This is a genomic window from Modestobacter marinus (assembly GCF_019799945.1).
GTDB classification, from domain to species: Bacteria; Actinomycetota; Actinomycetes; order Mycobacteriales; family Geodermatophilaceae; genus Modestobacter; species Modestobacter marinus_B.
The window spans coordinates 1-21,874 of the sequence record NZ_JABGCH010000020.1; the positions used below are offsets into that span (position 1 = coordinate 1).

At 76.2% G+C, this 21,874-nt stretch carries 22 protein-coding genes; 4 read left to right on the forward strand and 18 right to left on the reverse strand.

All coding sequences use genetic code 11. The features are described from left to right. Positions 1 to 72: 72 nt before the first annotated feature. Positions 73 to 1,821: a 2-succinyl-5-enolpyruvyl-6-hydroxy-3-cyclohexene-1-carboxylic-acid synthase gene (gene menD, locus HK417_RS16155; protein ID WP_222268297.1), complete on the reverse strand. Its 1,749-nt coding sequence runs from the start codon at positions 1,819 to 1,821 to the stop codon at positions 73 to 75. Further along, complete coding sequence (locus HK417_RS16160) at positions 1,818 to 2,780, reverse strand: o-succinylbenzoate synthase (protein WP_222268299.1); 963 nt, start codon at positions 2,778 to 2,780, stop codon at positions 1,818 to 1,820. Before HK417_RS16160 ends, menD begins: the two co-directional genes overlap by 4 nt. Positions 2,781 to 2,840: 60 nt before the next feature. On the opposite strand from HK417_RS16160, the gene menE reads away from it, so the two are divergent. Next, positions 2,841 to 3,989, forward strand: a complete 1,149-nt coding sequence (gene menE / locus HK417_RS16165) for an o-succinylbenzoate--CoA ligase (protein ID WP_308123636.1) — start codon at positions 2,841 to 2,843, stop codon at positions 3,987 to 3,989. Beyond that, entirely contained in the window at positions 3,989 to 4,858 is an 870-nt protein-coding gene (locus tag HK417_RS16170) for a 1,4-dihydroxy-2-naphthoate polyprenyltransferase (protein WP_222268301.1), read from the forward strand. The genes menE and HK417_RS16170 overlap by 1 nt, the downstream gene beginning before the upstream one ends. A gap of 36 nt (positions 4,859 to 4,894) precedes the next feature. Here the strand turns inward: HK417_RS16170 and HK417_RS16175 are convergent, their stop codons facing one another. Both HK417_RS16175 and HK417_RS26535 read right to left on the reverse strand, forming a co-directional pair. Next, a complete protein-coding gene (locus HK417_RS16175; protein WP_222268303.1) occupies positions 4,895 to 5,197 on the reverse strand; it encodes a DUF4229 domain-containing protein in 303 nt (100 codons plus the stop codon). Then, entirely contained in the window at positions 5,190 to 5,618 is a 429-nt protein-coding gene (locus HK417_RS26535; RefSeq protein WP_222268306.1) for an Lrp/AsnC family transcriptional regulator, read from the reverse strand. Before HK417_RS26535 ends, HK417_RS16175 begins: the two co-directional genes overlap by 8 nt. Before the next feature lie 185 nt (positions 5,619 to 5,803). Between HK417_RS26535 and HK417_RS16185 the strand changes: the two genes are divergently transcribed. After that, complete coding sequence (locus HK417_RS16185; RefSeq protein WP_222268308.1) at positions 5,804 to 6,034, forward strand: hypothetical protein; 231 nt, start codon at positions 5,804 to 5,806, stop codon at positions 6,032 to 6,034. Positions 6,035 to 6,421: 387 nt separating this feature from the next. Here the strand turns inward: HK417_RS16185 and HK417_RS16190 are convergent, their stop codons facing one another. From HK417_RS16190 to HK417_RS16255, 14 genes are all read right to left on the reverse strand, one after another. Further along, the gene (locus HK417_RS16190; RefSeq protein ID WP_222268310.1) at positions 6,422 to 6,697 is read right to left on the reverse strand and encodes a hypothetical protein; all 276 of its coding nucleotides are present in this window, start codon (positions 6,695 to 6,697) and stop codon (positions 6,422 to 6,424) included. Positions 6,698 to 6,757: 60 nt separating this feature from the next. Continuing rightward, positions 6,758 to 7,720, reverse strand: a complete 963-nt coding sequence (gene ccsB, locus HK417_RS16195; protein ID WP_222268312.1) for a c-type cytochrome biogenesis protein CcsB — start codon at positions 7,718 to 7,720, stop codon at positions 6,758 to 6,760. Then, entirely contained in the window at positions 7,717 to 9,345 is a 1,629-nt protein-coding gene (gene resB, locus HK417_RS16200; protein WP_222268314.1) for a cytochrome c biogenesis protein ResB, read from the reverse strand. The genes ccsB and resB overlap by 4 nt, the downstream gene beginning before the upstream one ends. Continuing rightward, the gene (locus tag HK417_RS16205) at positions 9,342 to 10,166 is read right to left on the reverse strand and encodes a cytochrome c biogenesis CcdA family protein (protein ID WP_222268316.1); all 825 of its coding nucleotides are present in this window, start codon (positions 10,164 to 10,166) and stop codon (positions 9,342 to 9,344) included. Before HK417_RS16205 ends, resB begins: the two co-directional genes overlap by 4 nt. A gap of 1 nt (position 10,167) precedes the next feature. Next, the gene (locus HK417_RS16210; protein WP_222268318.1) at positions 10,168 to 10,746 is read right to left on the reverse strand and encodes a TlpA family protein disulfide reductase; all 579 of its coding nucleotides are present in this window, start codon (positions 10,744 to 10,746) and stop codon (positions 10,168 to 10,170) included. After that, positions 10,739 to 11,374: a histidine phosphatase family protein gene (locus tag HK417_RS16215; RefSeq protein WP_222268320.1), complete on the reverse strand. Its 636-nt coding sequence runs from the start codon at positions 11,372 to 11,374 to the stop codon at positions 10,739 to 10,741. The genes HK417_RS16210 and HK417_RS16215 overlap by 8 nt, the downstream gene beginning before the upstream one ends. Before the next feature lie 28 nt (positions 11,375 to 11,402). Continuing rightward, positions 11,403 to 12,770 carry a glutamate-1-semialdehyde 2,1-aminomutase gene (gene hemL / locus HK417_RS16220; protein ID WP_222268322.1) on the reverse strand — a complete coding sequence of 456 codons (1,368 nt, stop codon included), beginning with the start codon at positions 12,768 to 12,770 and terminating at the stop codon, positions 11,403 to 11,405. A 102-nt stretch (positions 12,771 to 12,872) separates the two neighbouring features. Beyond that, positions 12,873 to 13,865, reverse strand: coding sequence for a porphobilinogen synthase (hemB, locus tag HK417_RS16225; protein ID WP_222268324.1), 993 nt, complete (start codon positions 13,863 to 13,865; stop codon positions 12,873 to 12,875). Next, on the reverse strand, positions 13,862 to 15,424 hold the full coding sequence (locus HK417_RS16230) for a uroporphyrinogen-III synthase (RefSeq protein ID WP_222268325.1): 1,563 nt from the start codon (positions 15,422 to 15,424) through the stop codon (positions 13,862 to 13,864). Before HK417_RS16230 ends, hemB begins: the two co-directional genes overlap by 4 nt. 107 nt (positions 15,425 to 15,531) lie before the next feature. Continuing rightward, on the reverse strand, positions 15,532 to 16,476 hold the full coding sequence (gene hemC, locus HK417_RS16235) for a hydroxymethylbilane synthase (RefSeq protein WP_222268327.1): 945 nt from the start codon (positions 16,474 to 16,476) through the stop codon (positions 15,532 to 15,534). Next, a complete protein-coding gene (locus tag HK417_RS16240; RefSeq protein WP_222268329.1) occupies positions 16,473 to 17,894 on the reverse strand; it encodes a glutamyl-tRNA reductase in 1,422 nt (473 codons plus the stop codon). Before HK417_RS16240 ends, hemC begins: the two co-directional genes overlap by 4 nt. After that, a complete protein-coding gene (locus tag HK417_RS16245) occupies positions 17,891 to 18,640 on the reverse strand; it encodes a redox-sensing transcriptional repressor Rex (RefSeq protein WP_308123637.1) in 750 nt (249 codons plus the stop codon). The genes HK417_RS16240 and HK417_RS16245 overlap by 4 nt, the downstream gene beginning before the upstream one ends. Positions 18,641 to 18,781: 141 nt before the next feature. Next, positions 18,782 to 19,033: a glutaredoxin family protein gene (locus HK417_RS16250; RefSeq protein ID WP_222268331.1), complete on the reverse strand. Its 252-nt coding sequence runs from the start codon at positions 19,031 to 19,033 to the stop codon at positions 18,782 to 18,784. After that, the gene (locus HK417_RS16255) at positions 19,026 to 20,627 is read right to left on the reverse strand and encodes a class I adenylate-forming enzyme family protein (protein ID WP_222268333.1); all 1,602 of its coding nucleotides are present in this window, start codon (positions 20,625 to 20,627) and stop codon (positions 19,026 to 19,028) included. Before HK417_RS16255 ends, HK417_RS16250 begins: the two co-directional genes overlap by 8 nt. 258 nt (positions 20,628 to 20,885) lie before the next feature. Between HK417_RS16255 and HK417_RS16260 the strand changes: the two genes are divergently transcribed. Continuing rightward, a complete protein-coding gene (locus HK417_RS16260) occupies positions 20,886 to 21,800 on the forward strand; it encodes an HAD family hydrolase (protein WP_222268335.1) in 915 nt (304 codons plus the stop codon). Positions 21,801 to 21,874: the final 74 nt, after the last annotated feature.

Genomic DNA, 21,874 nt, shown 5'->3' on the forward strand with positions numbered 1-21,874 from the left:
GAACCGGCCCCACCTGGGCATCGGCGGACGCTCACCCATCGACCGCGTCAACAACGCTGCGGGTCAATACATCTAGCGCAGCGCGGCCGCGGCCACCGCGCGCAGCCGCCCGGCCAGCTCCGCCTCGGCGGCGGCGTCGGTGCGGACGACGACCACCCGCGGTCCGCCGGCCGTCAGGGCCTCGGCGAGCTGCCCGGGGTCGCTGACCGCGGTCGCCGCCCAGCCCAGCGCCCGGGCCACGGTGACCAGGTCGCGGCCGTGCGGCGTGCCGAAGACCCGGCGGTAGGTTCCGGCGTACCGCGGCTGCCCGGGCTCCAGCTGGGCGAAGATGCCGCCGCCGTCGTTGTCGGGGACGACGACGGTCAGGTCCGGCCGGGGCTCGCCCTCGCCCAGGAGCAGGCCGGTCAGGTCGTGCAGGAACGTCAGGTCACCCATCAGCGCGAAGGCCGGCCCCCCACCGGCGCCCTGGTGCGCCAGCGCGGCCCCGACCGCGGTGGAGATCGTGCCGTCGATCCCCGCGACACCGCGGTTGGCCAGCACGGTCACCCCCGGCCGCGGCGCGGCGAGCCGGTCCACGTCGCGCGCCGGCGTCGAGGAACCCAGCACCAGCAGCGCGCCGGCCGGCAGCGCGGCCACCAGGTCGCGGGCCAGCCGGGCGGCGGTGGGCCGCCGCACGGCGGGGTCGTCGAGCACCGCGTCGACCGCCGCGCCCACCCGGCCGGCGGCGTCGGCCCAGGTGGCGGCCCACCCGTCGGCGGCGGCCGACCGCGCCGGGGCGCCGCGCAGCGCCGGCGCGGGGTCCAGGTGCGCGCTGCCGACCAGCACGCTGCCCCGCCCCGGGTCGGCCCAGCGCGGGGTGGGGGCGTAGGTCTCCACGACCACCGCGGGGTCGGCGAGCAGGGCGGACACCGGACGGGACAGCGTCGGCCGGCCGACGACGAGCACCCGGTCGGGGCGGTGCTCCGCCAGCCAGTCCGCCGCGCCGAGCAGCAGCGCCGGGCCGCGCACCGCGCCGGCCGCGCCCCACGCGCCGCTGCCGGGCTCGGCGAGCACCGGCCAGCCCCGCTGGTCGGCGACGATCGCGGCCACCCGGCCGACCGCCGGCGGGGCGTCCCCGGCGACCACCAGCGTGCGGGCGCTGCCGATCGGGTCCACGCCCGCCCGGGGCGCGCGGGACGGCGGGCCACCGGCCGGCGCGGTCCACGGCGCTCCGTCGGGGCGGCCGGCGAACGGGCCGTCGAGCGGCGCCGGGCACTGCGGGTCGTCGGGCATCAGCGGCTCGCGCAGCGCCAGGTTGAGGTGCACCGGGCCTGGGTCCCCGGAGAGGTCGCCCCGCGCGACGAGCAGCGCCTTGGCCACCACGGAGCGCCAGTAGCGGTTCTGCGCCGCCTCCCGGCCCTCCTCCGGCACGCCGACGTCGGCCGCCCAGCGCACCGCCCGCCCGTACAAGCCGGGCTGCTCGATGGTCTGGTTGGCGCCGGTGGACCGCAGCTCCGGCGGGCGGTCGGCGGTCAGCGCCAGCAGCGGGACCGCGCTGGCGTCGGCCTCCAGCACGGCCGCGTGCAGGTGGGCGGTCGCCGTCCCGGAGGTGGTGAGCACCGGCACCGGCCGGCCCGAGGCCCGGGCCAGGCCGAGCGCGAGGAAGGCCGCGGTGCGCTCGTCGATCCGCACGTGCAGCCGCAGCCGGCCGGTCACCTCCGCATCGGCCAGCGCGACGGCGACCGGCGCCGACCGGGACCCGGGGGCGAGGACGGCGTCGGTGACGCCGCCGCGGACCAGCTCGTCGACCAGCACCCGGCCGAACGCGGTGGCGGGGTTCACGCGGCCCGCACCGCGGCCAGGCGCGCCCGCCAGCGCTCCGCGGTCGCCGGGTCGGCGGCCGTGTCCGCCAGCCGGTCGGGCACCGGCCGGCTGGCGGACAGGGCACCGTCGACCGGCAGCAGCGGCTCGCTGCAGACGTCGGCGGTGAACAGCGCGACCGTGGCCAGCCCGCAGGCGAAGGGCAGCTCGGGCAGCGCCGCGGCCAGCGCCACCCCGGCGGCGATCCCCACCGAGCTCTCCAGCGCGGAGGACACCACGCAGGGCAGGCCGTGCGCCCCGGCCACCTCGAGCGCGGCGCGCACCCCGCCCAGCGGCTGCACCTTGAGGACGACGACGTCCGCGGCGTCCCGCAGGTCCACCCGCCGCGGGTCCGGCGCGCGGCGCAGCACCTCGTCCGCGGCGACCCGCACGTCCACCCGGCGGCGCAGCGCGGCCAGCTCGGCGACGGTGGCGCACGGCTGCTCGGCGTACTCCAGGCCCACCCGGTCCAGTTCCCGCAGCCGGGCGGCCGCGGTGTCGACGTCCCAGGCGGCGTTGGCGTCCACCCGGATCGCGCCGTCCGGCCCGAGCGCGTCGCGCACCGCCTCGACCCGGGCGAGGTCCTCGGCGGCGCACTGCCCGGGCTCGGCGACCTTCACCTTCGCGGTGCGGCAGCCCGACGCCCGGACGATCTCGTGCGCCCGCTCCGGCCCGACGGCGGGGACGGTGACGTTGACCGGCACGCTCACCCGCACCGGGTCCGGCCAGCCCACCTCGGCGGCCTCGGCGGCCGCGGCCCACCAGCGGCGGCTCTCGGCGACGCCGTAGTCCCAGAACGGGGAGAACTCGCCCCAGCCGGCCGGTCCGCGCACCAGCATGCCGTCGCGCACGTCGATGCCCCGGAACCGGGTGCGGAGGGGCACGCGGTAGACGTGCGTCTCCAGCGCCGTCCCGGCGCCGCCTGCTGCCGGGGCGATCACGGCGCCCAGCCTAGATCGCTGCGTCCGGCGGCCCCCAGGTGCGCAGTAACCTGACTCCTCGTGGCCCGGCAGCTGAACCTCGTGCCGGCGCCGCCCCCCGAGGCCGCCGGAGCGGCGCTGGTCGGTGTGTGGCCGGCCCTGCGCCGCAGCCTGGCCGGCGACGCCCCGCTGGCCGTCGTCCCCGCCGCTCCCGGCCCGGCCGCCGCGGCCCGCGCCGTGCTGCGCCCCGACGAGCCGCTGGAGCCCGGCACCGACCTGGTCGTGGTCACCTCCGGCTCCACGGGCGGCGCGAAGGGCGTGCTGCTGTCCGCCGGCGCGCTGCGGGCCTCGGCCACGGCCACCGAGCACCGGCTGGGCGGGCCGGGCAGCTGGCTGCTGATGCTGCCGCCCTCCGCCGTCGGCGGCCTGCAGGTGCTGGTCCGCAGCGCGCTCGCCGACCGTGAGCCGACCGTGCTCGAGCGCGGCGAGCCGCTGGCCGCGGCGGTCGGGCGGCTGCCGGCCGGCGACCGCCGGTACACCTCGATGGTGCCCACCCAGCTGCGGCGCCTCCTGGCCACCGACCCGGAGGCGCTGGCCTCCTTCGACGCGGTGCTCGTCGGCGGCGCGGCCACCGATGCCCCGCTGCTGGACGCCGCCCGGGCCGCCGGCGTCCGCGTGCGGACGACGTACGGGATGAGCGAGACCGCCGGCGGCTGCGTCTACGACGGCCGGCCCCTGGACGGCGTGACCGTGCGGGTGGACGAGGGCGTCGAGCTGTCCGGTCCGGTGCTCGCGCACGGTTACCGGCTGGACCCCGCGGCGACCGCGGGAGCGTTCGTGGACGGCTGGTTCCGCACCCGGGACGCCGGCGGCCTCGCCCCCGACGGCACGCTGACGGTGCACGGGCGGTTGGACGACGTGGTGGTCAGCGGCGGGGTGAACGTGTCCCCGCAGGCGGTCGAGGCGGCGCTGCGCGCGCACCCCGCGGTCGCCGATGCCGTGGTCGCGGGCCTCCCCGACCCGGAGTGGGGGCAGCGGGTCGTCGCCGTCGTCGTCCCCGCGCCCGGCGCCGACCCGCAGCTCGCCGAGCTCCGGCCGTGGGTGGCCGGGCGGCTGGGCGCGCCGGCCGCGCCGCGGGAGCTGCACCGGGTCGACGCCGTCCCCACCCTGCACACCGGCAAGCCCGACCGCCGGGCCGTGCTGCGCGACTTGACCCGAGGAGACCGCTAGTGGCCACCCCCGCCCAGTGGCTGGAGGGCGCCCGCCCCCGCACCCTGCCGGCCGCCCTCGCGCCGGTGTTCGTCGGCACCGGCGCGGCCGCCGCGCTCGACGGGTTCCGGCTGGTGCCCGCCCTGCTGGCGCTGCTGGTCGCGCTGGCCCTGCAGGTGGCGGTGAACTACGCCAACGACTACTCCGACGGCCGGCGCGGCACCGACGCCGACCGGGTGGGGCCGATGCGACTGGTCGGCTCGGGCGCGGCGGCCCCGCGGCAGGTGCTGGTCGCCGCCGTCCTCGCCTTCGCGGTCGCCGCGGTGGCCGGGCTGGCGCTCGCCGCGCTGTCCAGCTGGTGGCTGGTCGCCGTCGGCGCCGTGTCGATCCTCGCGGCCTGGACCTACACCGGCGGGCCGATCCCCTACGGCTACCGGGCGCTGGGCGAGGTGTTCGTCTTCGTGTTCTTCGGCCTGGTCGCCGTGGTGGGGACGACGTTCGCCCAGACCCGCTCGCTGGACGGGCTGGCGTTCGCCGCCGCCGTGCCGATCGGGCTGTGCTCGGTGTCGCTGCTGGTGGTCAACAACCTGCGCGACGTGCACGGGGACGCCGCCGTCGGCAAGCGCACCCTGGCCGTGCTCCTCGGCGAGGCCCGCACCCGGGTGTTCTACACCGCGCTGCTGGCCGTCGTGTTCCTCGGCGTGGGGCTGATCGGGGTCGTCCGGCCGTGGGCGCTGCTGGGGCTGCTCGCCGTCCCGCTGGCGGTGCCGCCGGTGCGGACCGTGCTGTCCGGGGGCCGCGGTCCGGTGCTGATCGGCGCGCTCCAGGGCACCGGCCGGCTCACCCTGGCCACCGGCGTCCTGCTCGCGGTCGGCCTGGCGCTCAGCTGAGCCCGGCCATGTCGGCCAACATGCCCGGGACCGCGCTCAGGCGCGGCCGTCGTCGGTGTCGGAGCCGGCGAGCTCGGCGCGGATCCGCTCCTTGCGCTCCGCGCGGGCCACCAGCGCCGCCGTCAGCCGCGCCCGGAGCGGGCGCAGCACCAGGTAGGACACCGGCATCGCCAGCACCAGCCCGAAGAGGAACGCCGGCGTGCCGGGCAGCCCGGCCACCCAGATCACCGCGACGAGGACGGCGACGATCGCCAGCCGGGCCAGGGTGTAGAGCAGCAGCGTGGGCAGCACCGCGGGGGGCGCGGTGCTGCCGGTGGTGGTCGCGGTCGGCTCAGCCATGTCGGCCTTCCCACTTCGTCGAGAGCACAACGGTCGTCCGGGTGCGGGCGACGCCCCGGAGCCTGTTCAACGCGCTGATGGTGTCCTCCAGTGCCGGGATGTCGGCCACACGGACCTTGAGCACGTACCCCTCACTGCCGGCCACCCGCCAGCAGTCCTCAACCGAGGGCAGCTTCGCCATCGCCTGCTCCAGCCCGGTGTCGTCGACCTGGTCGCTCTCGATCACGCCCACCAGGGCGGTCACCCCCAGGCCCACGGAGGCGGGGTCGACCACGGCCCGGTACCCGGTGATGACGCCGGCGGCCTCCAGCTTGCCCACCCGCTCGTGCACCGAGGGGGCCGAGAGCCCCACCTGTCGGGCGAGCTCGGCCCAGCTGGCGCGCCCGTTCCTGCGCAACAGGTCGATCAACTGCTGGTCCACCGCGTCGATGACGCCCTCCGGCTGCTCGTGCCGACGGCGGCGCGCCCTGGCGCCGCGGGCCGGTCCGTCGCGGGGACGGCGGCGCTCGTCTGCGGCTGTCTGTGGACCGGCCCCCGAGGAGCCGTATCACCCGCCCCCGATTATCCCTCCGGACGTACATTGATTGCGGACGAGGGGGTGGCCGGATGGTCTTCGTGGTGATGCTGGTGATCGCGGTGATCGCGGTCGTGCTCGTGATGCGCGCGGCGGCTGCGCAGGGTGGCGGCGGCGGTGGGGGCTTCGGCGGCGGCAGCCGGCCCCGGGCACCCCGGCGTCCCCGACCGCCGCAGGGGCGCCCGCTCGCGCCCGACGACGACCCGGACTTCCTGCGTGAGCTGGAGCGGCGCACCCGCCGCGACGACGGCAGCATGAGCTAGTACCCGTCCGCCACAGTTCGCCCTGTCGATGCGGCGCGGACTGTCGACGCCAGGCTCGGGGTTGCGAGAGGTGACGGTCATGACAACACCGGACGATGCTCGTACACGCTGGCCTGACAGCGGCAGCCCTGGCTATCAGCACTTGCCGGAGCCTGTAGCGCTCGAAGAGACGATCGCTCTCCACCCAGCCGAGCCAGCGGAACCCCCGCCCGACTGGAGCCCTGGCTTCGGTGACTTGGGGGACGGCGGTGACGGCGACGGTTAGCGGGCACTACCGAAACCCCTCACTCGGTGGGACAGGTCGACGACGCGCGCCGCTGACTCTGGAGCCGCCTCAGGGCGAACGTTGCCGGGCGCGGCACTAGGAGTCGCGTCCTCGGTCCTTTGTCATGCGGCGAACAGCCGCTGCCACACCGACCGGTGGCGGGCCGGGGACTGCTCGACCGGCTGCGATGCGGCGGGGACGGCGCCCTGCCCCTCGGCCTCGGTGCCGGCCGGCCAGCCGAGGCCGGTGCCCTCCGCCGGGTCGCCGGGCCAGCCGAGTCCGCCCTGGCCGGAGACGTGCCGGGGCCCGCCGTCCTCCGGCTGGGGAACGCGTTGCTGCAGCGCTGCCGCGACGATCGGGTGCACACCGGCCCCGTCGTCGGCCGTGTGCCTACCCACGGTGGTCACCACGTCCGGTCATGCGGTCAGGATGGCACGGCCCACCGACAGGATCGGGGATCAGCTGACCCCGGCGTAGCTGTGCAGGCCGGTGGAGACCAGGTTGACGTACAGCAGGTTGAAGACCATCACCGCGAGCCCCACCACGTTCACCCAGGCCGAGGGGCGGCCGCGCCAGCCCGATGTCGTGCGGGCGTGGAGGTAGGCCGCGTACACGACCCAGGCGATGAACGCCCAGGTCTCCTTCGGGTCCCAGCCCCAGAACCGGCCCCACGCGCTCTCCGCCCAGATCGCGCCGGCGATGACCGCGAAGGTCCAGATCGGGAAGCCGAAGACGGCCGTCCGGTGCGCGGTGCGGTCCAGCGCCGCCGCCGACGGCAACCGGTCCAGCAGCGAGGGGGCCGTGGCGCCGGCGGCGACCCGGGCGTCCCGGCGGCTGCGCACCAGGTACAGCACGCTGGCGATGCCGCTGACGAAGAAGACGCCGAAACCGAGGGTCGCCGTCGACACGTGCACGGCCAGCCAGCTCGACCGCAGGGCGGCCACCAGCGGGCCGGCCTCGGTGTAGAGGAACAGCCCGATCAGCACCATGGACACGACCACCGGGGCCAGCACGAACACGCCGATGTGGCGCAGCACCGGGGCGCGCACCGCGAGGACCGCGTAGGCGACGACGGCGACGAGCACCACCGCGGTGGCGAACTCGTACATGTTGCCCCAGGGCAGCCGGTGGGTGGCCAGCCCGCGGGCCACCAGGACGCCGGCGTGCGCCAGCGCCCCGAGCACCGTGAGCGCCATCGCGAGCAGCCCCAGACGACGGGCCCGCGGGGGCTCTCCCACCGTCCCCCCGGCGGCGGGCTCGTCAACCGGCGCGCCGCCGGCGCCGACGAGCTGCCGGGCCGGCGTCCGCGTCGGCCGGCCGAAGGCCAGCTCGGCGCAGAAGGCCACCACCGCCAGGGAGTACAGGGCCACCGCGACCGAGAACAGGGTGTCGGACAGCGCGGCGAGCTGCTCTTCGGTCACGACGGCGGGGTCTCCTCAGTGGATCGGGACGGCGGGCCCGCTGCCGCCCGGGTGGCGAGGGCGGCCCCGACCTCGTCGGACAGCGCGGTGAACCGCGGGCCGGTCTCGGCGCTCCCCCGGGTCAGCGAGCCGATCGACAGCACCGTACCCCCGCCCTCGGGGGCCGGCCCGACCCGGACGAACACGCGCTCCCGGCGGACCAGCAGCATCCCGAGCAGGCCCACCAGCACGGCGATGGACGCGCCCAGCACGTAGACCTGGCCAGGGTCGTGGGACAGCTGCAGCGCCGCGTACTCGGCGTAGCCGGTGAAGGTGACCACGGTGCCGTCGGGCAGCGTGGTGGACTCCCCCGCCCGCAGGTTGGCCGCGCCCACCCGGGTCAGCAGGTCCCGATCGATCTGGGTCTGGTCGAGGGAGTACACCGACTGCGGCAGCCCGGAGTCCAGGCCCAGGTAGCCGGAGTAGACGACGATCGCGACCTGGGGGTCCAGCGGTCGCGGGTCGACCGAGGTGAGGATCCCGCCCTGCACCACGCCGGTAGGCGCGAAGAAGCCCTCGATGCCCAGCTGGTCGGTCCGGCCCGCGCCCAGGTCGGGGAGCTTGAGCACCCCCTGGCTGGCCATCGTGGCGGTGTCGGCGGGCAGGAACGGTGCGGACAGGCCGGTGAACGCCGTCCCGTCCGGCAGGGTCACGTCGAAGGTGGGGCTGAACCCGTGGCCGGTGACGTACACCCGGTCGCCGTCCACCCGCAGCGGGTCGTTGACCCCGATGGTCTCCCGGGACGCGCCGCTGTCCCCGGCCGGGCCGTAGGTGATGTCGGCGGTGTAGGAGGACGCGGTCAGGTCCTCCTCGTACTCGGCCTCGAAGTCGGTGAGGTCGACGCACAGGTCGGAGAGGTCCCCGCTGTCGACCAGCGGACCGGAGCGGTAGGTGTCGTACTGCTGGAAGGAGTTGCAGAACCCCTGGCCCTCGGTGACCAGGATGCTGCCCTCGTACCCCCACAGCTTCCCGCCGGCCAGCCCCACGAGCAGCGCCAGCAGCGACAGGTGGAACAGCACGTTGCCGGTCTCGCGCAGGTACCCCTTCTCGGCGGCGACCTCCGGGCCGTGCCGCCCGTCCCGGCGGGCCACCCGGTAGCGGCGGACCCGCAGCTCCTCCTCGACCACGTCCAGCGCCACCGGCCCGGGCAACGGGGTGGTGAGCGCCGCGTTGTCCGGCAGCCGGTGCAGGTGGCGGGGCGCGGCCGGCGGTGGCTGGAACAGCGCCCGGGCGTGCTCCAGCGCGCGGGGCAGCACGCAGCCGATCAGCGAGATGAACAGCAGCAGGTAGATCGCGGCGAACCACGGCGAGCTGAAGACGTCGAAGAGGAACAGCCGGTCCAGCCACGGCGCGAGCGTCGGGTGGTCGGCGAAGTACCGGTTGACGCTGTTCTGCGACAGCGACCGCTGCGGCAGCAGCGACCCAGGGATGGAGGCCACCGCGAGCAGGAACAGCAGCACCAGCGCGGTGCGCATCGCGGTGAGCTGGCGCCACCAGCGCAGCAGCCGGGTGAGCAGCCGGCGGCCGGCCGACGGCCGGGACGGCGGGGTGGGCGGAGCCGCCCGCTCCGGGGCCGTCGTCGTCACAGCACGGACTCCCCCAGGCCGGCCGCGGCGATCCAGCCGCGCAGCCACTGCATCGCCTCGGTCCACGCGCCGGTGACCAGCAGCAGGCCGACCAGCACCAGGACGGCGCCACCGAACCGGGTGACCGCGCGGGCGTGCCGGCGCAGGAACGTCGTCGCCCCCACCGCCCAGCGCGCCCCCAGCGCGACGAGCACGAACGGCACGCCCAGGCCCAGGCAGTAGGCGAGCCCGAGGACCGCCCCGCGGCCCGCGGTGGCCTCGACGAACGCCAGGCTCTGCACCGCCGAGAGCGTCGGCCCGAGACACGGCGTCCAGCCGAGCCCGAACACCACGCCGAGCAGCGGGGCGCCGGCCAGGCCCACCGCGGGGCGGACCGCCAGCCGCTTGGTGCGCTGCAGCAGCGGCAGCCAGCCGAGGAAGCCCAGCCCGACGACGACGGTGACCACGCCCATGACCCGCGTGATGACGTCGTTGTGCTCCAAGAGCAGCCGCCCCAGCCCACCGACGGCGGAGCTCAGCGCGACGAAGACGACGGTGAAGCCGAGCACGAACAGCACCGCACCCAGGACCATCCGGCCGCGGGTGGAACGCTCGTCGGTCGCCGGGCGCACCGCCGTCGCCACCCCGCCGGCCGGGGCGGCGGGCGCCGCAGCGGCGGTCGGGGCACCGGCGCCGACCAGGCCGGTGACGTAGGAGAGGTAGCCGGGGACCAGTGGGAGGACACAGGGCGAGGCGAAGCTGATCAGCCCGGCGAGCGCGGCGACGGCGGCCGCGACCAGCAGCGGGCCGTCGGTGACGAGGCCGGTGATGCCGTCGTCCACCTCAGGCCTCCCCGATCAGCTGCTGCAGCACGGCGCGCAGGTCGTCCTGGCGCACCTCACCGGTGTACACCGCGGCGACCCGGTTCTCCCGGTCCAGCACGATCGTGGACGGGATCGCGGTCGCCGGGTAGTCCCGGAACGCCAGCGCCACCTCGCCCTTGGGGTCGTAGAGCGAGGGGAAGGTGATCGCCTTGCTCTCCAGGAACGCCTTCGCCAGCTGCTCGGTGTCCTTGACGTTGAGGCCGAGGAACTGCACGCCGTCGTCGGCGACCTCGGCGTACACCTCCTGGAACTGCGGCGTCTCCACCCGGCAGGGCGGGCACCAGGAGCCCCAGAAGTTGAGCACCGCGATGTCACCGGCCAGCGAGCTGGAGGTGAACTCCTCGCCGGTGAGCAGGGTCCCGGAGAACTCCGGGGCGCTCTGCCGCTCGGCGTCGGCGATCACCTGGCCGGCCGGCGTGCCGGCGACGAAGCGGAACTCCCCGCCGTTGTTCACGTCGACGGCGTCCGACCCGGTGCTGCAGCCGGTGAGCGCGGCCAGCGCCAGAACGGCGGCGAGCAGCCCCCGCGTCCTACGCACCGGGCACCGCGTCGGGGTCGGTGGCCCCGGCCGGCTCGGCGTAGTCCAGCCGGAGGAACCGGTCGCCCTCGTAGGTCAGCGAGGTGACGCTGGCCAGGCCGCACTGCCGGCGGCGCGGGTCGTGCACGTAGCGGCGGGCCTCCATGTGCAGCCGCAGCGTCCAGATCGGCAACTGGTGGCTGACCAGGACCGCCTCGTGCCCGCGCGCGGCGTCCCGGGCGGTCTCGACCGCGCCGAGCATCCGGGCGGCGATCTCGACGTAGGGCTCGCCCCAGGACGGCCGGAACGGGTTGCGCAGCAGCCACCAGTTGGCCGGCCGGCGCAGCGCGCCGTCCCCGACGCCGAAGGTCTTCCCCTGGAACGAGTTGCCGGCCTCGATCAGCCGGTCGTCGGTGCCGATCGGCAGGCCGAGGGTCTCCGCGATCGGCCCGGCCGTCTGCTGGGCCCGCTCGAGCGGGCTGGACACCAGGTGCGTGACGTCCTTGCCGGCGAACCACTCCGCCGCCGTCAGCGCCATCGCCTCCCCGACCACCGACAGCCGGAAGCCGGGCAGCCGGCCGTAGAGGATGCCGTCGGGGTTGTGCACCTCGCCGTGCCGCAGCAGGTGGACGACGGTCCGCTCGCTCACGATGTCCTCCGGTTCGCTCCGCGGCCGCTCACGGGGACAGCTCCTGGGCGTCGTAGGACTCGGGTGACGGCGCCGGCCCGCCCTGCGCCGCGGCGGCCGCGCGGGCGGCGCGGGGCAGCGCCGCGAGCACGTGCCCGACCGCGTCGTCGTCCAGGGCGGCGCTGACGAACCACGCCTCGAACGCCGACGGCGGCAGGTAGACGCCCTGCGCGAGCATCGAGTGGAAGAAGGCCGTGTGCGCGGCGACGTCCTGGGTGCGGGCGTCGTCGTAGTCGCGCACCTGACGCTCGTCGGGGACGAAGAAGACCGAGAACATGTTGCCGGCCTGCTGCACCCGGTGCGGCACCCCGGCCGAGTACAGCGCCGCGCCGGCGGCACCGCGCAGGGTGGCGGCGACCTCGTCGCAGCGGGCGTAGACGTCGTCGGTGCACAGCCGCAGGGTGGTCAGCCCGGCGGCCACCGCGACCGGGTTCCCGGCCAGCGTGCCCGCCTGGTAGACCGGCCCGGCCGGGGCCAGCTGGTCCATCACCTCGGCCCGGCCACCGAACGCCGCCGCGGGCAGGCCGCCGCCCATCACCTTGCCGAAGGTGAACAGGTCGGCGTCGACCGGGTCGAGGCCGTACCAGCCCGAGCGCGAGACCCGGAAACCGGTCATCACCTCGTCGAGCACCAGCAGCGCGCCGTGCGCGGCGGTGATCCGGCGCAGCGCGGCGTTGAAGCCGTCCAGCGGCGGGACGACGCCCATGTTCCCGGCCGCCGCCTCGCTGATCACGCAGGCGATCTGCGCCCCGCGCTCGGCGAACACCGCCTCGACGGCGGCGACGTCGTTGTAGGGCAGCACGATCGTGTCGGCGGCGGCGCCGGTGGTGACGCCGGGGGTGTCCGGCAGCCCGAGGGTCGCCACCCCGGAGCCCGCGGAGGCCAGCAGCGCATCGACGTGGCCGTGGTAGCAGCCGGCGAACTTCACCACCAGTGGGCGGCCGGTGACCCCGCGCGCCAGCCGGACGGCGGACAGCACGGCCTCGGTGCCGGAGTTGACCAGCCGCACCCGCTCGACCGGCCTGATCCGGCCGGCGATCTCCTCGGCCAGGTCGACCTCACCGGCGGTGGGGGTGCCGAAGGTGAACCCGCGCCGGGCCGCCTCGATGACTGCGGTTACCACCTCGGGATGGGCGTGGCCGAGGATCATCGGGCCCCAGGAGGCCACGAGGTCGACGTACCGGCGGCCGTCGGCGTCGGTCAGCCAGGCACCGGACCCCTGGGCCATGAACCGCGGGGTGCCGCCGACGGCCCGGAAGGCACGCACCGGTGAGTTGACCCCGCCCGGTGTCACCCGGCCGGCCCGGTCGAACAGCTGCGCCGACGCGGGTGCCTCGTAGGGGTAGGGCTCACTCACGGGTCCACTCTCCCAGGCGTGTCTGTGTGACCTGATCCCGATGTACCGGAGCGGCCACCCTCCAGCGCCCGGGCCGAGCGTGGGGGGCAGGGTGGCGCTGCCTCAGCGCAGCCAGCGGGCGGCCTCGACCGCCCAGTAGGTGAGCACCGACCCGGCGCCGGCCCGGCGGATCGCGGTGAGCGTCTCCAGGACGGCCCGCCGCCGGTCCACCCAGCCGTGCGCCGCGGCGGCCTCGACCATCGCGTACTCACCGCTCACCTGGTACGCGCTGACCGGGACGTCCACGGCGTCGGCGACCTTCGCGACGATGTCCAGGTAGGGCAGCGCGGGCTTCACCATGACCGCGTCGGCACCCTCGGCGAGGTCCTGCGCGACCTCCCGCAGCGCCTCGTCGGCGTTCGGCGGGTCCATCTGGTAGGTCGACCGGTCACCGAACTGCGGCGCGCCCTCGGCGGCCTCCCGGAACGGGCCGTAGAAGCCCGAGGCGTACTTGGCCGCGTAGGCGAGGATGGGCGTCTCGGTGAACGCCGCGCTGTCCAGCCCGGCGCGGATCGCCGCGACCTGGCCGTCCATCATCCCGCTGGGGGCGATGACGTGCGCCCCGGCCCGGGCCTGGGCGATCGCGACGGCGGCGTACCGGTCCAGGGTCGGGTCGTTGTCCACGACGCCGGCCGGGGTGACCACGCCGCAGTGCCCGTGGTCGGTGTACTCGCACAGGCACAGGTCGGCCATCAGCACCAGCTCGTCGCCGAGGTCGGCCCGCAGCTGCTGCAGCGCCACGTTGACCACACCGTCGGCGGCATCGGCCTGCGAGCCGACCGGGTCCTTCTCCGCCGGGATGCCGAACAGCATCAGGCCGCTGATGCCGGCCTCGGCCGCCTCGTGCGCGGCCTTCCGCAGCGACTCCTGGGTGTGCTGGACGACGCCGGGCATGGAGCTGATCGGCTGCGGCTCGGCGAGGCCTTCCTTGACGAACACCGGGAGGACCAGGTCGGCCGGGGCGAGCCGGGTCTGTGCCGTCCAGCGGCGCATCGCCGGGGTCGACCGCAGCCGGCGCCCCCGGGCGAAGCCGGGGTTCGCCCCGCCGGACGTCACTTGCCCTCGCCGCCCTCCGCCTCGGCCCGGCGGGCCAGGGCGAACTCGGCGAGCGCGTCGACCAGCGGGCCGACGGCGGCCGTCTCCGGCTGCACGTCCACGCGCAGGCCGAACTCCGTGGCGCTGGCCGCGGTGGCCGGGCCGATCACCGCGACGACCGTCTTCGCGTGCGGCTTGCCGGCGATGCCGACCAGGTTGCGCACCGTGCTCGACGAGGTGAAGCAGACGGCGTCGAAGCCGCCGCCCTTGATCGCCTCGCGCACGGCAGCCGGCGGCGGCGCCGCCCGGACGGTGCGGTAGGCGGTGACGTCGTCGATCTCCCAGCCGCGCTCCTTCAGGCCTGCGGCGAGGGTCTCGGTGGCGATGTCGGCGCGGGGCAGCAGCACCCGGTCGATGGGGTCGAACACGTCGTCGTAGGGCGGGAAGTCCGCCAGCAGGCCCTCGCTGGACTGCTCACCGGTGGGCACCAGCTCCGGCGCGATGCCGAAGTCGCGCACCGCCTGGGCGGTCTGCTCGCCGACGCAGGCGACCTTGACCCCGGCGAAGGCGCGGGCGTCCAGGCCGAGCTCGACGAACTTCTCCCGCACCGCGCGGACGGCGTTGGTGGAGGTGAACACGATCCAGCCGTACCGGCCGGTGACCAGGCCCTTCACGGCGCGGTCCATCTGCGCGGGGCTGCGCGGCGGCTCGACGGCGATGGTGGGCACCTCGACCGGCACGGCGCCGTAGGCGCGCAGCCGGTCGCTCATCTCACCGGCCTGCTCCTTGGTGCGCGGCACCAGGACCCGCCAGCCGAACAGCGGCCGGCTCTCCCACCAGGAGAGCTTGGCGCGCTTGTCCACCACCGAGCCGACGGTGATCACGACCGGGCCGGCCAGGCTGTCCAGCCCGGCGTTCTTCTCGGCGACGGCGGCGAGCTTGGCCGCGACGCTCTTCTGCGACGTGCCGCTGCCCTCGGTGGTCACCAGGACCGGCGTGCTGCCGGACAGGCCGCCCTCGGCCAGCCCGGCGGCGACGGTCGGCAGCTGGTCCGCGGTCGCCTGGAGCACCAGGGTCGCGCCGGTGCGGGCGGCCGCGGCGGCGAGCGCGCCCAGGTCGGCCGGGGACTCGGTGCCCGGGCGCAGGTCGGCGGTCAGCGACGTGCTCCCGAGCGCGACGCCGCCGTACGCCGGGACGGCGGTGCTCACCGCGACGCCCGGGACGACGTCGAACGGGATGCTGGTGCGGGTGACCGCCAGCGCCTCCTTGACCACGGCGTCACTGGTGAACGGGTCGCCGGCGACCAGCCGGACGACGACGCTGCCGGTCTTGGCGGCGGTGACGGCCGCCTTCGCGACCTCGGCGGGCTCGCCGGTGACCGGCGTCAGCTCGAGGCCCGGGTTGGCCTCGCGGACGGCCTCGTGCACCGCCGTGGACACGTCGGGGTCCACGAGGACGGCGTCGGCGCCGGCGATCGCGGCCGAGGCCCGGGCGGTGAGCAGCTCGGGGTCGCCGGGCCCGGCGCCGACGAAGACGATGGTGCCCTTCCGGCCGGTGTTCTGCTTGCGTGAGCGCGTCATCGCGTGCTCCTGTTCCTGCCCCCTGGTGGGGGTCGCTGCGGGTGGTGCGGGACGATGGGGGTTTGGGGCGGGCCGGGTGGACGGCACTGCCGCCCGCGGGGAGGCGGTCACCGGGGACCGGCCATCAGCGCGGCGGCGCCGCGGTCGAGCAGCTCCGCGGCGAGCTGCCGGCCCAGTTCCTCGGGTGCGGTGGCCGGTCCGGTGAGCGAGCCGCGGACGGCGTCGCTGCCGTCGATCGCGGTGACCGACCCGCGCAGGTACAGCTCGGCGACGCCGTCCTCGTCCTCGGCGAGTTCGGCGTGCGCGGCCACCGGGGCGCTGCAACCGGCCTCGAGGGCGGCGAGGACCGCGCGCTCCGCGGCGACGCAGGCCCGCGCGGCCGGGTCTTCGAGGTCGGCGAGCAGTTCCCGGACACGAGTGTCGTCGCTGCGGCACTCCACGGCCAGCGCGCCCTGGGCCGGGGCGGGCAGCACCTGGATCGGGTCGAGGACCTCGGTGACAGCGGCCAGCCGGCCCAGCCGGGCCAGGCCGGCCCGGGCCAGGACGACGGCGTCCAGGTCGCCCGGCTCGCCGTCGCGCCCGGTGACGCGGGTCATCCGGGTGTCGACGTTGCCGCGGATCGGCACGACCTCCAGGCCCAGGCCGAGGGCGCGCAGCTGGGCCATCCGCCGCGGCGCGCCGGTGCCGACGCGGGACCCGGCCGGGAGCTCCCCGAGGGTCAGCCCGTCGCGGGCGACGAGCACGTCGCGGGGGTCCTGCCGGGTCGGCACCGCGGCCAGCGCGAGGCCGGGTGCGGGCACGGTCGGCAGGTCCTTGTAGCTGTGCACCGCCAGGTCGACGGAGCCGTCGAGGAGCGCGTCGCGCAGCCCGGTCACGAAGACGCCGGTGCCGCCGAGCTGGCTGATCGCCGCCTGCGACCGGTCGCCGTAGGTGCTCACGTGCACGAGCTCCACCGGCACGCCGCGGGCGGCGGTGAGGGCGTCGGCCACGTGCTGGGACTGGGTGAGCGCCAGCTGGCTGGCCCGGGTGCCCAGCCGGAGCGGGGCGGTCACGCGGCGCCTCCGGCGTCCCGGTCGCGCGGGGCCTCCGGCATCCGCACGTCCAGCGCGGACAGCCGGATGGGACCGGCCGGCTGCGGGTCCACGGTGACCGCCCGGGACAGCGTGGTGGCGTCGACGTCGGTGTCCCCGGACAGGCCCAGCCCGAACAGCGCGCGCAGAGCGTCGGCGTAGTCGGTGCCCCCCGGGGCGCTGGCCAGCTCCTTCACGCGCACGGTGGGCTCGTGCAGGAGCTTGTCCACGACCCGGCGGACGGTGCGGGCGATCTCGCTGTGGGCCTTGACGTCCAGGTCCGGCAGCCGGGTGGACAGCCGCAGCAGCTCCGCGTCGACCACCTCGGCGGCCTGGCTGCGCAGCGCGGAGACGGTCGGGGCGACCGCCGCGGCCTGCCGCTCGGCGCGGAGCAGCGAGGTCTCCAGTTCCACGAGGGCGTGCGCGGCGGCGATGTCGTCGGCGGCGACGGAGCCCGCGACCGGGCGCCCGTCGTTGGCCGCGCGCTCCCCCTGCAGCATCGCCAGGTCGACGACGTGCACGCCCGGGAGACCGGCGACGGCGGGCTCGACGTCCCGGGGCAGGGCCAGGTCGACGACGACCAGCGGGCGGCGGCCGCGGCCCGCCATGGCCGTGCCGACGACGTCGGTGCCGATGACGGTGCCCGTCGCACCGGTGCAGGTGACCAGCACGTCGGCGACCGCGAGCTCGGCCGGGAGCCGCTCGAGGTCGGCCTGCCGGCCGCCGACGGCCTCCGCCAGGCGGGCGGCGTGGTCCGGTGTCCGGCTGCTGACGGTCACCGCGGCTCCGCGGCGGGCCAGCGTGGTGGCGGCCAGGGCGCCCATGGAGCCCGCGCCGACCACGAGCACCGGCCGGCCGGTGAGGTCGCCGAGCACCTCGGTGGCCCGGTCGAGGGCGACCGACACCAGCGAGGCGCCGGCCCGGTCGATGCCCGTCTCGCTGTGCACCCGCTTGCCCACCCGCAGGGCGCGCTGCGCGATGGGGTGCAGCTCGCGGCCCACGGTGCCCTGCTCCTGGGCGAGCGCGTACGCGGCGCGGAGCTGGCCGAGCACCTGGGTCTCGCCGACGACCATGGAGTCCAGGCCCGCGGCGACGGCGCACAGGTGTGCGATCGCCTGGTCCTCGTAGTAGACGGTGACGTAGGGGGCCAGCTCCTCGACGGTGGCCCCGGCGTGCCGGGCGAGGACCCGGCTGACGTCGGTGATCCCCCCGTGGAAGCGGTCAACCTCGGCGAACACCTCGATGCGGTTGCAGGTGGCCAGCACGATGACCTCGCTGACGTGGTCGCTGTCGACCAGCTCGTGCAGCGTCTTGACGGTGTCGTCACCGGACATGCTGACCTGCTCGAGCAGCGTGACCGGGGCGGTCTGGTGGCTGAGGCCGACGGCGAGCAGGCTCATCGGGCACCTCCCGCGACGGTCGGCAGCTGCACGGCGCCGTCCCGCTGCTGGTCCAGGAAGGCCAGCACCTGCAGCTCGACCGACAGGTCCACCTTGCGGACGTCGACGCCCGCGGGCACCGACAACGCCACCGGCGCGAAGTTCAAGATGCTCCTCACCCCGGCCGCGACGAGCCGGTCGCAGACCGACTGGGCCACGTCGGCCGGTGTCGTGATGACCCCGATGGAGGCCTGGCTGCCGGCGACGACGGTCTCGAGGTCATCGACCGGGCGCACGCTGAGCCCGCCCACCCGCTCGCCGACCCGGCGGGGGTCGGCGTCCAGCAGGCCGACGAACTCGAAGCCCCGGCTGGCGAAGCCGGAGTAGTCGGCCAGCGCCGAGCCGAGCCGTCCGATGCCCACGAGCACGCACGCGCGGGACTGCTCGCCACCCAGCACCTCGGTCAGCCGCTCCCGGAGGCTGGCCACCGAGTAGCCGACGCCGCGCACGCCGCACGGGCCGAGGTGGGAGAGGTCCTTGCGCAGCCCGGCGGGGTTGACCCCGGCGGCCGAGGCGAGCTCTCCGGAGGAGACGTGCGTCCGGCCGCCGTCGGCGAGACCGGCCAGCACCCGCAGGTACACGGCCAGTCGGGCGACGGTGGCCTCCGGGATGATCCGGGGCCGCGACTGGGTCACGAGCGAACTCCACAGCGGTCCGTCCCCGTCCCGGCGGACCGGGGCGATGGGACGATCGGGGAACAGGGGCACGGGCGCGTCCGCACCCGGCGGCCTCACGGTAACCGCTTGTGAACGCCTGAACAAAGTCGGCGAGGACGTCCCCGCAGGTCATCGCGCTCCGCTGTGGTGCACGACACGCCGCGGGAGCACCGGGCGGGTCGCCCGGACCGGTCAGCCGACGCCGAGGTCCCGGCGCAGCCGCGGGACGTCGACGGTGAAGTAGCTGTGCTCCCGGCCGTCGAGCAGGACGACGGGCACCCGGTCGCCGTACTCGGCCCGCAGCTCGTCGTCGGTGTCGACGTCCACCAGCCCGGGCACCAGCCCCGCCTCGGCGGCGATCCGGGTGAGCGTCTCCTCCGCGGTGACGCACAGGTGGCAACCCGCGCGGGTGAGCAGCTGCAGCCGCGGCAGCGGATCAGTCACCGGGCACCTCCTCGTCCGCGGCGGCGGCCGCCGCCAGCTCCAGGCCGAGCTCGCGCAGCCGGGCCCGGCTCACCTTGCCGGCCAGCGAGTGCGGCAGCTCAGGCACGACGTGCACGGCGGCCGGGACCTTGAACCGGGCCAGCGACCGGCCCGCGTGCTCGCGCAACTCGGCCTCGGTGACCTCGCGGCCCGGCGTCAGGACGACGACGGCGTGCACCGCCTCCCCGGTGCGGGCGTCGGGGAGACCGATCACCGCGCTCTCGGCCACGGCCGGGTGCTCGTCGAGCACCCGCTCCACCTCACCCGGATAGACGTTGAAGCCGCTGACGATCACCAGGTCGCGCCGCCGGTCGACCAGTCGCAGGTCGCCGTCGGCGTCCCGGTAGGCGATGTCGCCGGTGGTCAGCCAGCCCTCGGCGTCCGGCCCGTCGGCGCCGTCGGGCCAGTACCCGGAGAAGAGGTTCGGTCCGCGGGCGCAGATCTCGCCGGTCTCGCCGTCCTCCTCCCCGGTCCCGAACGGGTCACCGAAGACGTCCTCGCGGACCCGGTCGCCCGGGTCCGGCCCGGCCGCGGGACCCCCGGCGGTCTCCCGCAGCCGGAGCTCCACCCCGGGCAGCGGACCACCGATGCACTGCGGCTTGGGCCGGCCGGTGGCCAGCGTGCTGGCCAGCACCGGCCCGGCCTCGGTGAGCCCGTAGCCCTCCCAGACGGTGACCGCGGCGCGCTCCCGCATCGCGCCGAACAGCTCGGCGGGCATCGGCGCGGCGCCGCAGCTGGCGGTCCGGACGGCGGCGAACCCGCGGCGCAGCTGCGCGTCGCTGCCGGCGGCGTCGGCCGCCGCGAGCCACGCGGCGTACATCGGCGGCGCGCCGGGCACCGCGGTGACCTCCTCGTCGGCCATCAGCCGCAGCGTGGCGACCGGGTCGAAGGTGTCGACCAGGACGGCGCACGCCGCGGTGGCCGCGACCAGCCCCCAGCCGCTGGTGAAGCCGTAGGCGTGGAACAGCGGGAGGACGACGAGCACCCGGTCGCCGGGGCGCACCGGCGGCGGCTCGAGCGCCAGGCACTGCTGCTGGTTGGCCAGGAGCGCACCGTGGGTCAGCATCGCACCCCGCGGCCGGCCCGTCGTCCCGCTGGTGTAGGCCAGCAGCGCGAGCGCCGCCGGGTCATCCGGGTCCGCCGGCGCCGGCCCGTCAGCCTCCGGTGGCGCGTCGGGCACGGGGACGCCGGCCACCTCGGTTCGCCCGGGCGGGCCGACGAGCAGCCGGGCCCCGGAGTCGGCGAGCAGGTGGGCGATCTCCGGATCGGTGTAGGCGGTGTTGACCGGGACCACGACCAGGCCGGCCCGCAGCGCGCCCATGACCGCGACCACCCAGTCGACGCCGTTGGGCAGCTGCACCGCGACCCGCTCCCCGGCCGTGAGCCCCCGGGCGGCGAACCCGGCCGCGGCGCGGTCGACGAGGGCGTCCAGCTCGGCCCAGCTCAGCCGCCGCGCACCGGCCACGAGGGCCGGGGACCCGCCCGCCGTGGCGGCCGCCCGGCGGACGAGCGCCGAGAGGGAACGGACCTCGGCGGCGGCCTGGTCGAGCGGCACGGGACCTCCTCGGGACGGCGCGACACCGACCGGCGGGGCCGGTTCCGGCGCTGCGGAGACGCAGAGGCACGATGTTGTCACCAAGGGGCACGGGTCGCACCGTCCAGGCGTGCGCGATCGGGCCGGGCGGTGGCCCGTTCCCCGGCTCGGCGTGAGCGCGCTCGGCCATTCCCATGGTCTGCTGACCCGCGGGCGCGGCAGGGACGGCCCCCGTTAGGGTCGGCGCGGCGACGACGAGGAGTGCGGGAGGAGTGCGGAGTGGTCCGAGTGCCCTTCCGTGGCCGCGCGGCGCGGATCGGTGCCGAAGCCGACGACGAGGAGACCCGCGCCCTCGTCGCGGGTGAAGCGTCCGCGGCAGCGGCGGAGACCGAGGTCCCGCCCGCGCCGGAGCCCGACCTCACGGGGGCGGCGTTCTTCGACGTCGACAACACGATGATGATGGGCGCCTCGATCTTCTGGTTCGCCCGTGGCCTGGCTGCCCGCGAGTACTTCACCGGGCGCGACGTCGCCTCATTCGTCTGGCAGCAGGCGAAGTTCCGGATCGCCGGCACGGAGCGCAGCGTCGACATGCACACCGTGCGGGACAACGCGCTGGCGTTCGTGGCCGGCCGGTCGGTGCAGGAGATCAGCGCCGCCGGCGAGGAGATCTACGACGAGCTGATGGCCGACCGCATCTGGCCGGGCACGCGCATGCTGGCCCAGCGGCACCTGGACGCCGGTCAGCGGGTCTGGCTGGTCACCGCCACGCCCGTGGAGCTGGCCAAGGTCATCGCTCACCGGCTGGGGCTGACCGGTGCGCTCGGGACGGTGGCCGAGGTGGTGGACGGCCGGTACACCGGGCGGCTGGTCGGCGAGATGATGCACGGGGAGTCCAAGGCGCAGGCGGTGCGCGCGCTGGCCGACCGGGAGAGGCTGGATCTCTCCCGCTGCACGGCCTACAGCGACTCGAGCAACGACCTCCCGATGCTGAGCCTGGTGGGCACCTCGGTGGCGGTGAACCCGGACAGCGACCTGCGGGCCATCGCGCGGTCCCGGGGCTGGACGGTCAAGGACTTCCGCACCGGCCGGAAGGCGGCGCGGATCGGCGTCCCCACGGTCGGCGCCGCGGCGCTCTCCGGTGGGGTCGTGGGCGGCCTCGTGGCGCTCCGCCGCCGCAACCGCTGGCCGTTCTGACCGGACGCCCTCGAGCTGAGCCGATGACCCGACCGTCGAGCCGGGTCACGTCGCGGCCCGGCGGTCGCCCGGGC

Excerpts from the sequence above, each read along its gene's own strand:
- HK417_RS16175 (WP_222268303.1), bottom strand. The coding sequence starts at position 5,197 with ATGGCTGAGCCGACCGCGACCACCACCGGCAGCACCGCGCCCCCCGCG.
- HK417_RS16185 (WP_222268308.1), top strand. The coding sequence starts at position 5,804 with ATGGTCTTCGTGGTGATGCTGGTGATCGCGGTGATCGCGGTCGTGCTC.
- HK417_RS16230 (WP_222268325.1), bottom strand. The coding sequence starts at position 15,424 with ATGACGCGCTCACGCAAGCAGAACACCGGCCGGAAGGGCACCATCGTC.
- HK417_RS16240 (WP_222268329.1), bottom strand. The coding sequence starts at position 17,894 with ATGAGCCTGCTCGCCGTCGGCCTCAGCCACCAGACCGCCCCGGTCACG.